General features: G+C 66.7%; 12 protein-coding genes. 6 read left to right on the forward strand and 6 right to left on the reverse strand.

The window, feature by feature from the left end; translation table 11 throughout:
• Positions 1-121 precede the first annotated feature (121 nt).
• Together RH864_RS08950 and RH864_RS08955 are read left to right on the forward strand one after the other, a co-directional pair.
• Positions 122-715, forward strand: a complete 594-nt coding sequence (locus RH864_RS08950; protein ID WP_310517194.1) for a recombinase family protein — start codon at positions 122-124, stop codon at positions 713-715.
• Positions 716-865: 150 nt separating this feature from the next.
• Positions 866-2,314 carry an ApeA N-terminal domain 1-containing protein gene (locus RH864_RS08955; protein WP_310517195.1) on the forward strand — a complete coding sequence of 483 codons (1,449 nt, stop codon included), beginning with the start codon at positions 866-868 and terminating at the stop codon, positions 2,312-2,314.
• Here RH864_RS08955 and RH864_RS08960 read toward each other — a convergent pair.
• The 4 genes from RH864_RS08960 to RH864_RS08975 form a co-directional block, all read right to left on the reverse strand.
• Positions 2,311-2,577 carry a hypothetical protein gene (locus tag RH864_RS08960; RefSeq protein ID WP_310517196.1) on the reverse strand — a complete coding sequence of 89 codons (267 nt, stop codon included), beginning with the start codon at positions 2,575-2,577 and terminating at the stop codon, positions 2,311-2,313. The genes RH864_RS08955 and RH864_RS08960 overlap by 4 nt on opposite strands.
• Before the next feature lie 680 nt (positions 2,578-3,257).
• Complete coding sequence (locus RH864_RS08965) at positions 3,258-3,917, reverse strand: GntR family transcriptional regulator (protein ID WP_310517197.1); 660 nt, start codon at positions 3,915-3,917, stop codon at positions 3,258-3,260.
• Between the two features lie 52 nt (positions 3,918-3,969).
• The gene (locus RH864_RS08970) at positions 3,970-5,571 is read right to left on the reverse strand and encodes a recombinase family protein (protein WP_310517198.1); all 1,602 of its coding nucleotides are present in this window, start codon (positions 5,569-5,571) and stop codon (positions 3,970-3,972) included.
• Between the two features lie 124 nt (positions 5,572-5,695).
• On the reverse strand, positions 5,696-6,799 hold the full coding sequence (locus RH864_RS08975; protein WP_310517199.1) for a tyrosine-type recombinase/integrase: 1,104 nt from the start codon (positions 6,797-6,799) through the stop codon (positions 5,696-5,698).
• A gap of 274 nt (positions 6,800-7,073) precedes the next feature.
• On the opposite strand from RH864_RS08975, the gene RH864_RS08980 reads away from it, so the two are divergent.
• Positions 7,074-8,225: a glutamate--cysteine ligase gene (locus RH864_RS08980; RefSeq protein ID WP_310517200.1), complete on the forward strand. Its 1,152-nt coding sequence runs from the start codon at positions 7,074-7,076 to the stop codon at positions 8,223-8,225.
• Between the two features lie 24 nt (positions 8,226-8,249).
• Here the strand turns inward: RH864_RS08980 and RH864_RS08985 are convergent, their stop codons facing one another.
• Positions 8,250-9,680, reverse strand: a complete 1,431-nt coding sequence (locus RH864_RS08985; protein ID WP_310517201.1) for a GH1 family beta-glucosidase — start codon at positions 9,678-9,680, stop codon at positions 8,250-8,252.
• A gap of 85 nt (positions 9,681-9,765) precedes the next feature.
• Entirely contained in the window at positions 9,766-10,791 is a 1,026-nt protein-coding gene (locus RH864_RS08990; RefSeq protein ID WP_310517202.1) for a lipid II:glycine glycyltransferase FemX, read from the reverse strand.
• A gap of 165 nt (positions 10,792-10,956) precedes the next feature.
• On the opposite strand from RH864_RS08990, the gene RH864_RS08995 reads away from it, so the two are divergent.
• The 3 genes from RH864_RS08995 to RH864_RS09005 are packed head-to-tail and all read left to right on the forward strand — an operon-like array spanning position 10,957 to position 14,368.
• Positions 10,957-11,766, forward strand: coding sequence for a spermidine synthase (locus tag RH864_RS08995; protein WP_310517203.1), 810 nt, complete (start codon positions 10,957-10,959; stop codon positions 11,764-11,766).
• A 2-nt stretch (positions 11,767-11,768) separates the two neighbouring features.
• Positions 11,769-13,667 (forward strand): LVIVD repeat-containing protein, encoded by a 1,899-nt coding sequence (locus RH864_RS09000; protein ID WP_310517204.1) that lies wholly within the window; start codon positions 11,769-11,771, stop codon positions 13,665-13,667.
• 56 nt (positions 13,668-13,723) lie between these two features.
• On the forward strand, positions 13,724-14,368 hold the full coding sequence (locus RH864_RS09005; RefSeq protein ID WP_310517205.1) for a DUF305 domain-containing protein: 645 nt from the start codon (positions 13,724-13,726) through the stop codon (positions 14,366-14,368).
• The last annotated feature ends 55 nt before the right edge of the window (positions 14,369-14,423 follow it).

A 14,423-nucleotide genomic window follows, 5' to 3' on the forward strand; every position in this document is an offset into this window, starting at 1 on the left:
GCAAGCTTCCCAACGGCCCACAATCGACGCCACGGAGCACGGGGAAGTGCCTCAAAAACAGTCTCTGCGACGTGTCTCAAAATAGACGTAATAAGTCTAATTCTTCTGATACACTCGACCCGTGGCGAACACGACGAACTCCAAGCACTTCGGTTACATCCGAGTGAGCACGACGGCTCAAAACCTGGACCGCCAGCTGGACGCGCTCACGTCGGCCGGGATCGCGACCGAAGACATCTTCAGCGACAAGATCTCGGGCGCTCGGCAGAGCCGCCCCGGTCTCGATGATCTTCTCTCCCGAGTTCGTCCCGGCGACTCGATCACGGTGCACTCGCTCGACCGTCTGGGGCGGTCCGCCCTCCACGTCTTCCAGACCATCGCGGACCTCGAAGAGCGCGGAGTATCGGTGCTCAGCTTGAAAGAGTCTGAGGCGGCGCTGACGGGCGCTACGGGTGAGTTTGTGCGCAAGCTCATGGTGCTTGTGGCGGAGTTGGAGCGGAACATGAACGCCGAGCGTGTGGCAGAGGCACGCGCAGCCCGTAAAGCGCGCTCAAAGACCGGAGAACAGCTCGCCGGTCGTCCCCGCACGTCTCGCGATGCCAAGAGCGTTGCGAAGGTGCTGAAGCACAAGGAGCGCGGCATGACGGTTGCCGAGATCGTGGAGGCCACCGGGATCAGCCGAGCCAGCGTCTATCGGATCCTTTCAGAGGCGTAACACGAAATTCTTCTCAGAATCCCCGGCACCGCTTCAAGTGGCCGGAGATTATCTCGTCCAAACAAGAGTTCTTCTACCCTCGCGTGAGGCGTCTCTGGTTTGCCTGGCATTCAGAGAACCCGCGTCGTCACCTTGCGGGACAATCTCGACATGGCTATGGAACGCATTGAGTTCGGTGACAGCATCACCGGCCTGGTCATCGACGGCGTCGAAGGCACCCCATTCGTTGGGGCGACCCTGCGACTGACCCGCGAGCAGGGCGTCGTGGTCGAAGTGCCTTATCTTTCTGGTTGGGCGGTTGAACAGTTCGAGCACGTGCGTGCGTGGTTCAAGTCTCAAACCCCTCCAAAGAACATGCTGCTCCTCACTCCGCAGGGGACGTTCTCGCTATTCGACGTCCAGTGGAGCGGGCATTCGGAGAACTGGGGCGGCCGCCGCACCTCGATCGGGACAGTCCGTCCTACGCTCACCGTGCTCGGAGACCGAGACGGGACGTTGGCCGACCCGCTACTCATGAACGAGATGCATAGCCGCATCGACGGACTGAACGAGTGGGTGCGCTCATCCGCTGTGGATGACAGCCGGGTGACCGACGAGGCGGGTCGGATTCAAGAAGTAACTCTTCGACTCCACGCTGACGAAGGCCTCACCTGGCGTCAAGGAGCGGCAACGATGACGCTGCGTGCGGGCTGGCTTCACTCCCCCGAGCAGGACGGTTACACCCGCAAGACGACAATTCAGGACAACGTCACGCTGCGAAGCACCTTCGAATCGGGAGCGCGACCGTTCTGGGATCACTTCGTAGAGCAACGCAAGGTCGCAAATCTCATGGTGTTCCTGTTCGGGCATCCACTCTCGTTCCGGGAGCACAAGCTACGCGATGACCGCTATGCCGCTCGGTTGAACGACGGGGAGATATACGCGTATCCACTCACTGAGATCGTTACCCGCCACACCTATCGCGAGCGGCGGATCGACATTCCTTCGAAGAAGGATCTCGGGCGGCCACTTGCGCATATGGTCCAAGTCGGCGGCGAAGGTCTAGCGACGTGGTCCGACCGCTATGCGACTTGGGAGCGTTTCATCCTCCCAAGCGTCAGCGTGATCGGTCGCAAGGGCGGCTATCTCGAAGATGTCGTGATATCCACGTCTATGAGCATCGAGGCCGCGGGAGGCATCCTGGGCCGACGACAGGGCGAAGACGTCACCTACAACGGCCGCGGACGCCCAACGACGGCGACCTACGTGTATCGATGCCTTGACGTGCTCGACGTGTTGTGGCCAGAGCGCATTCGGGACCGTGTTGGACTTGCCCGAGCCATTGCGAATAACTACAACGATGTGAAGCACTACGACCGCGGCGACTTCCCCGAGCACAGCGAGACGTACGCCGTCAGTGAGATCAACCAGATGATCGTGCGATTGCTGGCGATCTACATCACGGGACGGGGCGACGAATTGCTAGCGACATTTAGGGCTGGCAACGACTTGTACCACCTTCAGCAAGTCCTGAACTCGTATGGGCTACGGGTAGCTGAGGCCGGTCATTGGGAACACGATCCGGAATCGGAGGGCGAACAGGAGACCTCAAACGCCTAGATATTTATGCGGGCGGCCTCACCGGTTATACGATCGAGGATCCACTCGCGCGGCTCGCCTTCGAACGGGATAACTTTCATATAGATGCGATCGGCATCGAGCGCCACGCACTCCATGCGCGCGTCGACCGTGGTCATCGACCACGATCCGGAGTCCCCAGTGATGAACACGCCGTGCGCAGCTGAAACATGTTCGACGGTCGTTTCGGAGAAGTCAGCTTTGCGAAGATCTTCGACCAACGCGCGAGTCGCCTCTTCATTCATGGTTCGGTCCTTTCGTCTGTTTAGGTGCTACTCGGAGAGCTGAAGTCAGACCAAGGGTTATCCGGGGCGATTGGCGTTCGGTGTACTCCGAACGCCCGCACGATTTCGTCCAGGGGAGCGCGCGAAGTCCGCTGCACCTCATCGCCGACCTCAACGATCGTTGAGTCTCATCAACTCCGGTACGCGCGGTGGAAGTATCGCGATCGAGGCGGCCGCGCCAGCCCTCGACACGCATCTGCGAACTCCGGGAATCTCTCGCTGATTGCTTCCAAGTGCGCTACTCGAACCCACAGATACGCGAGGGCGAGCGCGTCGTTCCAGGGCACCGCCCCCTGTCTCCGTTGAATCGTGAGCAGGTTGGCCTCGTAGTCCGAGCACTGATGTCGCAGGAAGTTCACAACGATCCGGTCATCAGCCGACTCGCGGTTCGCGCCCTCAACTCGGTTGAAGTTAGCCAGAGCCAGTGGTCGAAGGTCTGCCAGTGAGGGAACGTGGTGCAGCCCATAGTCGAGACCGCGGGTCAGGCCAGTTGCACGTGCTCGAATTCGTTCTTCGTTGTCCATGACCTTGATACGCGAACGTAAAGTCGCTGCACAAGGGTTGCGCTGAGGGGTACATGCGCGCCCGGCGAGAATGCGCATCTTGCCCGCCGCGCGAGCGACGCTCGATGGCTCTTCAATTTAGCGCGCGAGGATCGCGCGCGCCTGATCTAGTGCCTTGTCGGCTGCCTTCAGGTCGCTGCTCGACAGCACATCTACGAGGGAGCTATGCAGCTTCACCAGCCCCGCAGCATCGGTTCCCGGTTCGAGTTCCCTGCTACCGAGTCGAACGAGGTACTGAGCACCCTCGCTCGCCTCGCGGAGCGCGCGGTTGGACGACAAATCGGTCAACGCGGCGAAGAAGCCGACGTTTGCCCGCGCCGCTGCTTCCGCATTGTTGCTCTTGTTCGCCTTCTCGAAAGCAGCGGCTTCAGCCTTGACGCTCTTTAGCGCCTTCGCCGGTGTCTTCCCATCGAGCTCGACGAGCACAGCGCGGGCCAGGGCGAGGATGACGATCCAGTTTTCTGCGACCTGCTCGGGCGAGATGACGGCTACCCGGGTGAATCGGTTGGGCTCCGCTTCCACGATGCCCAGAGTCCTTAGCCGCTGAAGGGCTTCCCGGACAGGAGTGCGCGAGATGCCGAGTTCGCGTGCGAGAGCGACATCATTGATGCGCTCGCCCGGTTCGAAACGACCATTCAGTATCGCGGTCAGCAGCTCGGCGAATAGGTTTTCGCCCACCGTCTGACGGCTGGTGCTGATGGAGATATTCTTTGCCAGCGATGCCGCAGTAGTATCCATGTGCCCAAGATAGCGAGTTCGCGCGCTTCCTGGTGATGCGAGCTAGAGATCTCTACGCCATGCCCGGCATCTTCCTCAGCTGAATGTGTACTGATTGTGCGGCGAGCGCGAGACGGTCCTCCGGACGCGGACCAGGATGCCCGTTCCCTCTACCTGGCGGAGACATCGTGATCTTCATGGTCGTCTGGACGACGTGTCGTTTGGCACTGAGCGGCAAGTCGTCCCACACATTCCTTACGCGAACCTCGGAGGTCCATGGCTTCTCATCACTTCGGCGGGGTCTGCCCGCACGTAGCAGAACGTTTAGGGCGTCAACCTTGAGGCCCTGTAACGCACGACGCAGTTCAAGTAACTCTGCACGAAGCCGCCCGCGATGCGTACGAGCTTTCTTCTCGGCCTCCGCCTCGGAGAGAATCCCGGTGTGAACCAGCACGTTGTAGTTCTCGGTGGTCATGTGGAGCGACTTCATGAGGGAATGCTCGCGGGTCTTCAGTTCGAGGTCCGGAGTGAACGGTGCCAAGGATCGGCCACCCGCCCCGAGAGCAAGGTGAATGATCTCGGCAACGACGAGTTCTTCTGCGAGATCGGCACGCCGCATGAGGTGACCCGCAACTGAGCAACGGTAGGTCGGCACCTTCGAGTAGGTCGCGCCGCCCATGATTGGCGCACCGCACGGCACTCCTTCTACATCAGCAGCGCATGTCGCTATGCCTGAGAGCAGCCAGCGTTTCGGGGTCCCGAGAAGGTCTCGGGCTGATAGGTCTCGGATAAGGACCTGCGTTGCCATCCAGGTTTCCGCGTCCACAATCGGCTCCCACGTTCCGCGACGGTGCTTTGCGAGGTCCTCCGGGTCGTACAGCGACTTGCGCCAGGCATGGTGTCCACGCGGCGGGACGGAGTATCCCGCGTACTTGGGATTTGTGAGGATCGCGAGCACGGTCGTTGGTACCCACGGGTTGCCCATCGTGTTCATGACGCCCGCTGCGTTCCAAGCGCGCGCCACGACACCGACCGTTTCTCCCTGAATGACAAGCTCGTATCCCCGTTTGATGGCGGCAGCCTCTTCGGGGATCGGGGCGTGACCGTAGTCGAGGTACGTCTTCCCGTCGGCACCCGTGCGCGTGTCTGTGATCGAGCGCGCGTCTCGTTTCCTGGCGGTGTACCCGAAGGCGCGCGTTCCGTGCGGCGGGAATCCGAGTTCTCGAGCCTGTGCATTGCTTTCGCGTTGGCGACGACCTTTCCGCTCCACTTCCTGGCGGGCGACCGCGGCCGTGATCCGAAGGATCAAGCGCCCCACCTCCGTGGACATGTCCACCGGGTCGGTGCCCTCGCTGGTCATCAGGTTGACGCCGTATTTCTCGTTCAAGTCGATCCAGTCCTCGACCTCTCTCGGCTTCCTCGTCAGTCGATCCAGATTCCAGGCGATCACCACATCTACCTCGCGCTTCATCACATCTGAGATCAGCCGCTGGTAGGACGGTCTCTCGCGAGCGCTGGTAGCCGACACGTTGTTATCGATGTAGATCCGTGACGGGTCTACTGACCATCCCTTCGCCACAGCCCGCGCTAGGCAATTCGCACGTTGCCGATCAACCGCGAGTTCGGTTCCCTGAGGATCTGAGGACTGGCGGAGGTACAACGCAACCCTGGTCACAATCTCATCGTGGCTTGCCTGAGTTAACAGGAGGATGCTAGCTAGGAAATCGTTAGTCCGGCTCAGGGCAATGCAGCCCGGCGATGACCATGGTGCACGGTCAGCCAAATCCCGAGGACGCTGCTCAGGCTGGCTTCCTTCGGAGCATCTGGCCCATGCGGGCCGCATTCTCGGCATCGCGTTCGATGCTGCTGTGCTGGTACCGGAGATGTGAGCGGTGGCCCGTGTGCCCCGCCCGCTCCATCAGGTCTCGGTCAGTGGCCCCGGCACGTGCATACGCGGTCAGGCCGGTATGCCGAAGGTCATGAAGATGCGCCCACTCCACGCCGACCTCTTCGCGGAGCGTCTTCCACTTCTCGGCTGCCGTTTTCCGGTTCAGACGATCACCCCGTCGGTTAGTGAACATTGGCGCGTCCGCCGGAGTGTGACGTCTCCCCAAGTAGGCAGCCAGCTCGACGGTGGTGTAAGGGGTCAGGGTGAGGCTCCTGCCCTCCCGGGATGTCTTGGTGCCCGGCTTCATCTGAAAGCCCCCCGGCTCGTATGCGAGCTGCTGTTCGATGGTGAGCCTGCCGGTTGTCGGATCGAAGTGACTTCGATTCAAGCCCGTGACTTCCCCCGCCCTGAGACCACCGTCCATGGTCACCAACAAGAAGATCTTAAAGTCCTCGTCCGCTGCGTCGTAGATCTTCCAGAACTCGTGCAAGGTGAATTCCGGGCGACGTTTGGTCACGTCTCTCCCAGCGCCCTTCACACGGCACGGAGAGGCCGGGATGATCTCATCGTCCAAGGCGTGCTTCATGATCGAGCTAAGCGCCATGTAGGCGTTGCGGCGGTTGGAAGCTGTGGTCTCGACCGTGCTCCACCAATGCTTAACGGTCGTCGGCCGGATGTCCCTCATGCCGTACTTTCCGAAGTAGGGGATGAGTCGAAGTCGTATCTGGCATTCGAAGCCCTTCCAGCTCGTATAAGTCAACTCGCCCTTCCGAGCTTCGAGGACCACAGCGGCATAGTCTGAGAACCGCTCGTCTCCGGCCGTCTCATTCGACCAGACGCCACGAGAGATGTCAGCAATGGCTCTGGCTGCTGCTTCCTCTGCCAGCTTCTTGGTGTCGAACGTGCCTGCGCTCCGGCGCGAACCTTCGGGTGCTGTGTACCGCGCCTGCCATTTGCCGGAGTCAAGTTTTCGGGGGATTTCCATCCTGTCGCTCCCTTCGCCGCGAGTCTTCACGTTCTAGAGACTCAGGCGCGGGCTGAGACTTCGAGTCAACCCCCCGTGCCCAATTCATGCCCAAATCTGGGCACGGCGGGCTACTCTGAACACGCGGAAGACCCCTTCGTTTCTCGAAATAGCGCGGAAGTCGCCCGGGACTTACTTAACTTGCAGATATCCGCGTCCTGGCGTAATCGTTCGACTCGGCCCGTTCCGGCGCGGGCACCGTGCCAAGATTGGCCGCACGCGCACCGCAATCGGACGCACCGCAATCGGACGGGGGCCGCACGCCATGCACATCGAGTTCGCCGAGTCGGCCCGCTCCACGATCGGCATCGAGTGGGAGGTCGCGATCGTCGATCGTGAGACCGGTGAGCTCGCCTCGGTCGGCGACCGGGTGCTCGAGCACCTGCGCGGCCCCGACGGCTCCCCGCACCCGCGGATCACGCACGAGCTCCTCACGAACACGGTCGAGCTCGTGAGCGGCGTGCACACGCGCGTCGCGGGCGCGGTGGCCGACCTCGCCGGCCAGATCGACGAGGTGCGCGCCGCGCTCGACACGATCGGGGCGTACGAGCTCATGTGCAGCGGCTCGCACCCGTTCAGCCAGTGGTACGACCAGTCGCTCACCGACACGGAGCGCTATCGCAAGCTGATCGACCGCACCCGGTGGTGGGGCCGCAACATGATGATCTGGGGCATCCACGTGCATGTGGGGCTGAACGACCGCGACAAGGCCCTGCCGATCCTCGACGGGCTCCTCGCGTACGTGCCGCACCTGCAGGCGCTCTCGGCGTCGAGCCCGTTCTGGGCGGGGGTCGAGACCGGGTACGCCTCCAATCGGGCGCTCATGTTCCAGCAGCTCCCGACCGCCGGCCTGCCCTACCCGCTCGCCGATTGGGCGGCGTACGAGCGATACGTGGACGACCTGGTGCGCACGGGCGTGATCGAGGACCACACCGAGGTCAGGTGGGACATCCGGCCGTCGCCGAAGTGGGGCACGATCGAGGTGCGCGTGTGCGACGGCGTCTCGACGGCGACCGAGGTCGCCGGCATCGCGGCGTTCATCCAGTGCCTCGTCGAATGGATGAGCGAGCGGCTCGACGCGGGCGAGACGCTGCCGGTCCTGCAGCCCTGGTACGTGCGCGAGAACAAGTGGCGCGCCGCCCGTTACGGCATGGACGCCGAGATCATCACGGATGTCGCGGGCTCCGAACGACTCGTCGGCGACGACGTCCGCGACCTCCTGACCGCCCTCGCCCCGGTCGCGCACCGGCTCGGCTGCGGCCCCGAGCTGCAGCTCCTCCGGGAGACGCTCGACGACGGCGCGAGCTATCAGCGGCAGCTCCGCGTCGCGCACGCGGCCGACGGCGACCTCCGCGCGGTCGTCGCGCACCTCACCCGGGAGCTCAGGCAGGGCATGCCGGAGCGCGTCTCCGGCTGAACGCGCGCGGCGGCGGCCGTCCGATCAGCCCGGGATCCGCCGGGTCCGGATGAGCTCGCGGTACCAGTGCGCCGAGTCCTTCGGCAGACGCTCGAGTGTGTCGTAGTCGACCCGGACGATGCCGAATCGCTTGGAGTACCCGAACCCCCACTCGAAGTTGTCCATGAGCGACCACACTTGATAGCCCCGCAGATCCACGCCGCGTTCGATCGCACGGTGCGCAGCGGTGAAATGCCGGCGCAGGTAGTCGACGCGCTCCACGTCGTGCACCGCGGGGCCGTCCGGACCGCTGACGACGACGTCGTCGAACGCGGCTCCGTTCTCGGTGACCATGAGCGGCAGCCCGGGGTACGACGTGTGCAGCGCGACGAGGAGGTCCTCGAGACCGGACGGGTCGATGTTCCAGCCCATCGCGGTGTACGGCCCGGGCTGCTCGAGGAACTCCACGTGCTCGGACCCCGGCCATGGCGAGCCACCCATGTCCTTGTGCCCGTCGGCCTGCACGCGGGGCGAACGTCCGTCCCACATCTGCACGGTCACGGTCGAGTAGTAGTTCACCCCGAGCAGGTCGAGCGGTTGACGGATCAGCTCGGTGTCGCCGGGCCGCACGAACGCCCAGTCGGTCACCTGCTTCGTGTCCTCGATGACGTCGGCGGGGTACTCGCCGTCGAGCAGCGGACCGAGGAACAGGCGGTTCGCGAGCCCGTCGATGCGGCGGGCCGCCTCGGCCCCGGTCGGCCCCGCGGGCCGGATGACGTGCAGGTTCAGGGTGATGGAGCACTCGGCGCCGGGCAGCACATCGCGGATCGCCCGAACGGCGAGGCCGTGTGCGAGGTTGAGGTGATGCACGGCGGCGAGCGCCTTCGCGCCGTCCATCAGGCCCGGCGCGTGGGCGCCCGAGCCGTAGCCGAGGTAGGCGCTGCACCACGGCTCGTTGAGGGTCGTCCAGACGGTCACGCGTTCGCCGAGCCGCTCGGCGACGATACGCGCGTACTCGGCGAACGCCTCGGCCGTCGAGCGCGCGGTCCAGCCGCCCTCGTCTTCGAGGGCCTGTGGCAGGTCCCAGTGGTAGAGCGTCGCGATCGGCCGGATGCCTCGGGCGATCAGCCCGTCCACGAGACGCTCGTAGAACGCCAGCCCGGCCTCGTTGACCGGGCCGCGACCGGTCGGCTGGATGCGCGGCCACGCGATCGAGAAGCGGTACGCCTCGAGACCGAGCCCGCTCATGAGGTCGAGGTCGGCGTCGAGCCGGTGGTAGTGGTCGTCGGCGACGTCGCCGGTGTCGCCGTTCCAGACCTTCCCGGGCGTGTGGCTGAACGTGTCCCAGATCGACGGCCCCCGGCCGTCCTCGTCGGCGGCGCCCTCGATCTGGTACGCGGCGGTCGCCGAGCCGAACAGGAAGTCGTCGCCGAACGCGAGGCCTGCGTCGCGGTAGTCGGAGGTGCCGGTCGTCATCGCTCGAGCTCCAGTCTCACGGGTGGTCCGCCTCGCGTCGCAGGGATCGACCACGACGTGCCGGCGCGACCCACTGTAACCCGGCTCAGTACCAGTAGTCCCCGGTCGCCGCGTGATACTCGGCGAGGAACCGCGACTCACCGGTGCGCCAGGGCTCGGCCGCGGGCGAGTGCGGCAGCAGGTAGGCGGGCTGGAACTCGACGACCGGCGCGAATGCCGTCTTGAAGGTCTGGATCCCGGTGCCGTTCCCCGCGCCGGAATCGGGTGGTGGCACGTGGCCCAGGTCGTAGGCGGTGATCCCGCCAGCGATGAGCTCCTGCATGACACGCCACTGCAGCAGCCGGGACGCCATGAGGTTCGGGACGTCGCGCAGGGAGCCCCCGTCCTTGTACCAGGCTCGCGGGCCGTACCTGGCGATGAACGCACCCGACACCACGCGACCCTCGTGCCGCGCGAGGTAGAGCTCGCCGCGCCCGTCGGCGGCGAAGCCGGCCCAGACCGCCCTCAGGTAGTCGTCGCGACGGAAGAACGCGCCCGACCGTTCCTCGGTCACGCGCACGAGCGCGAGCATCTCCTCGCTTCCCGGTCCGCCGACCTCGACGCGCTCGACCTCGACGCCGTTGCGCTCACCGATCCGGATCTCGGCACGCGCGCGCTTCTTCATCCGCGCGAGCACCTCGTCGGCTCCGTCGGCGAGATCCGCGACGACCGCGAACCGGTACTGCGAGGCCCTCGTCGGCAGCCAGCCGGCAGCGGCGAACGCGGCATCCAGCCCGGGGTCGCGCTCCTGGTAGATCTCGAGCTTCGTGGCGAACGCCTCGCCGCGCTCGGCGTGCACGCGCTCGGTGAGCGCTGGGACGTCCGCGACGGTGACGCCCGTGAGTCGGGGGATGTGCCGGAGCCGGCCGGTGCCGGGCGCCTCGCGCTCGAAGACGAGGGCGGGCAACTCGGCGGCGACGCCGAGATCGGCGGCGCCGACCCGCCAGGGGCCGCCCGAGCGGATCCGTGCCCAGGTTCGGCTCTGCATGAAGTGCGGCGCCGAATGGCTCGCGAGCACGCGTTCGTCCCAGTCCGGAGTGACACGACCTCTCGCCACGGTGTCCGCGATCACCGGCGTCTCCTCTCCGGTGGCTGAGCTGCGTGCGTGTACGGCTCACCATACCGGGCGTTACGGCCGGACGACGCGACCGCCGCGGCAGCCGCGGCGATCTCGCGCGATCGGTCCCGTCGCGCGTCAGGTGTGGTTCGGCCCGCCGCCCCGCCTTAGGGTGGTCGCATGACCGAACCCCGGCTCGAACTCGACGGCGAACACGTTCACGCTCGACTGCTGCCGGGGCGCGGCACGAACGGCGGGTACTCGCTCATCATCGACGGCACGACGCAGTCGCATGTGAATCCCGCCGATCCGCTCGATCTGCAGCTCGAGTACGTGCGCGAGATCGCCGCAGTGCTGAGCTCGTGGAAGCCGGCCGACGAGCCGCTGTCCGTGCTCCACCTCGGGGCGGGCGGTCTGACGCTCCCCCGGTTCGTCGCCGCACGGTGGCCCTCGGCGCGACAGCACATCGTCGAGCTGCACCGCGAGCTGTTCGAGTTCGTGCTCGACGCGCTCCCGCTGCGCGACGACGTCGAGCTCACGGTCGAGTTCGACGATGCGCGCACCGCGGTCGATCGTGCCGCGAGGCAGCAGGGCGGATACGACGTGGCGATCGTCGACGTCTTCTCGGGCAGCGTCGCCCCGCCGACGGTCGGCACCGTCGAGTTCTTCGCGGCGCTCCGCGAGCTCCTCGCCCCGGGTGCGCTGATCATCGTGAACACGCTCGGCGGTGGCGACCTGGAGCTCGCCCGGCGCATGGCGGCGACGCTCGCCGTCGAACAGGGCGAACGAGCCGTGATCGCCGCTCGGCCCGTGCTCGTCGGCGGTGCTCCGGGCAACCTCGTGCTCGTGGCATCCGAGGCACCGCTCCCCCTCGATGCGACCATCGCCGCGCTCGCGGCCGAGCCGCGACCCGTCGAGGTGCTCACGGGTGACGAGCTCGCAGCGTTCGCCGACGGCGCCGAACCGAGGCACGACGGGGCCTCCAGCTGAGCATGCGCCGCACGGCAGGTTCGCTCGCGGTGCTCGGCGCACTGCTCGCGCTCGCCGTCGCGGCACCGGCAGCGGGCCCCGCGACCGCGTCGGAACCCGATCCGCGCGCGCCGGCGATGGGTCCGGGACTCGAATGGGTCGCGCATCGCGACAACCCGTTCCGTCAGGGCGACGACCCCGATTTCATCAACTCCGACCTCGCGTTCACGGGCGACCACCTGATCCAGGGCAACTTCGCGGGGTTCAGCGTGTGGGACATCGCCGACCCCGCGAACCCCGACCTCAGGAGCACCATGCCGTGCACGGGGGGCCAGGGCGACGTCAGTGCGGTCGGCGACCTCGTGATCGTGTCCATCGACGAGACGATGTCGAGCGACGCGTGCGATGCCGTACGCGTCCCGGAGACCGAGGAGAACTGGGAGGGACTGCGTCTCTTCGACGTGAGCGATCCTTCGGCGCCACGCCACGTCGGATCGGTCCGCACCAGGTGCGGCTCGCACACGCACACCGTCGTGCCCGATCCGGCGGACGCCACGCGGGTCTTCGTCTACGTCAGCGCGTACAGCCGCGGCGCCTCGCTGAACTGCACGGGGCGCAACCCGCTGCAGATCGTGTCGATCCCGCTCGCGACCCCCGAGCAGGCCACGATCGCCGGTGAGCTGGACCTGTTCGACGACGAGACCGCGTTCGGCCCGGGCGACCGCGTCGCGGGCGGCGCCGAGACGCGCAGCACGACCGGATGCCACGACATCACGGCGTACCCGGCCAAGGCGCTGGCCGTGGCCGCGTGCCGCGGCGACGGGCTGCTGCTCTCCATCGCCGACCCCCTGAGCCCGGTCGTGCTGCAGCGGGTGCGCGACGCCAACGTCGCGTTCTGGCACTCGGGCATCTTCGACAACGACGCGACCGCGGTGGTCTTCCAGGACGAGCTCGGCGACGGGTTCATCAACACGTGCTCTCCCGCGTTCGGCGGCGACCGCGGGGCGGACGCGATCTGGTCCCTCACCGACGGCGTGCTCGAGCACCGGTCCTACTTCAAGATCCCGCGACCCCAGTCCGACCTCGAGAAGTGCGTCGCGCACTCGGGCGGCCTGATCCCCGTGCCCGGGCGCTTCATCGTCGCGCAGGCGTGGCTCGAGGGCGGCGTCTCGGTCATCGATCTCACGGATCCCGCCGCGCCGACCGAGCTCACGTACTTCGATCGTCCGAGCTACGGCTACTCGATGGACTTCACCGCGGGCATCTGGTCGGTCTACTTCTACAACGGCCATCTGTTCGCCAGCGACATGTACGACGGGCTCGAGGTGCTTCGGCTCACCGACCCGCTCTTCGCCGACGCCGCGAGGTACACCGCGGGCGACCTCAACCCGCAGACGCAGCCGGCGTACTCGTGGGTGTGGCGTGAGGCGCCGCTGCTGCCCGCGGATGCGGCGGGCCGCGCCGCGCTCGCCCCGCTCGAGCTGTCACCCGCGGAGGTGCAGCCCGGCGAGACGCCGACCGTCGAGGTCGCACTGCCGGCCGGCTCGCTCGAACCCGGTGAGACGGTCGACGTCTGGTGGATGCCCGGGGCGAGCGTGCTCGCGACGCTCACCGCGACCGCCGACGGCGCGCTCGCGCCGACGATCGTGACCGTGCCCGGACCGCTCGAGGCCGGCGACTACGACCTGGTCGCGCGCGGCGACCGCACGAGCGACCGGCTCGCGCTCGGCGTGCTCGAGGTCGCGGCACCCGAGCCCACGCCGACCCCCGAGCCCGCCGCGGGAGCCGACGGGATGCCGAACGGCTGGCTCATCGGCATCGCCGCGGGGGCGCTGCTGATCGGCGCGGCCGCGGGGTGGGTGGCGCGCCGGCGCGCGAAGGTGCTCGCGAAACGACGGTCCACGAGCGAGCACAGCCCGTGATGCTTCGCCGGTCGAGGAGCGCGCGACGAAGGAGCACGCGTATCGAGACCCGGTGGTTGCGCGGCGACACAGGCGTACGAGGTCTCGATACGCTCGCTGGCGCTCGCTACTCGACCACCGGGTGGCGGATCGGGGTCATCGCCCTCGCGCTGGCCCTCGGGGGCTGCACGGCGGACGGCGGCGCCGGCGAGACATCCGCCCCGCCCGAGGCATCCGCCCCGCCCGAGGCGAGCGAGCAGGCCACCCAGGCCGACGCCGACTGGATGGCGGGCATGGCCGAACACCACGACCAGGCCGTCGCGCTCGCGCGACTCGCCGCCGGCCGCGCCGCGGATCCTGAGGTGCGCGCCTCAGCCGAGCGCATCGCGACCGGGCAAGCGGCGGAGGCGGCCGCCCTCCGTGCCTGGCTCGATGCCCGCGGGCTCGGCGGGCACGGGGCCGACCACGACGCGGCCGGCATGCCCGGCGAGATCAGCGCGACGACGTTCACGCAGGCCGAGTCGGCGACGGGCGCCGCATTCGACCGGATCTTCCTCGACGCGATGATCCGCCATCACGAGGGCGCGGTGCAGATGAGCGAGGAGCGCCTCGCGACGGCCGGCGACCCGGCCGTCGCCCGCTGGGCGCGCACGATCGCGACCGGTCAGTCGATCGAGATCGACCGTCTGCGCGCGATCGCCGCCCGCCTCCTCGCCGACTGATACCGATCTCCGCCGAGTGACCGCACGAATCGTTCACTCCCGACGCGGACCGGCA

The organism is Agromyces aerolatus (assembly GCF_031432255.1).
Taxonomy (GTDB): Bacteria; Actinomycetota; Actinomycetes; order Actinomycetales; family Microbacteriaceae; genus Agromyces.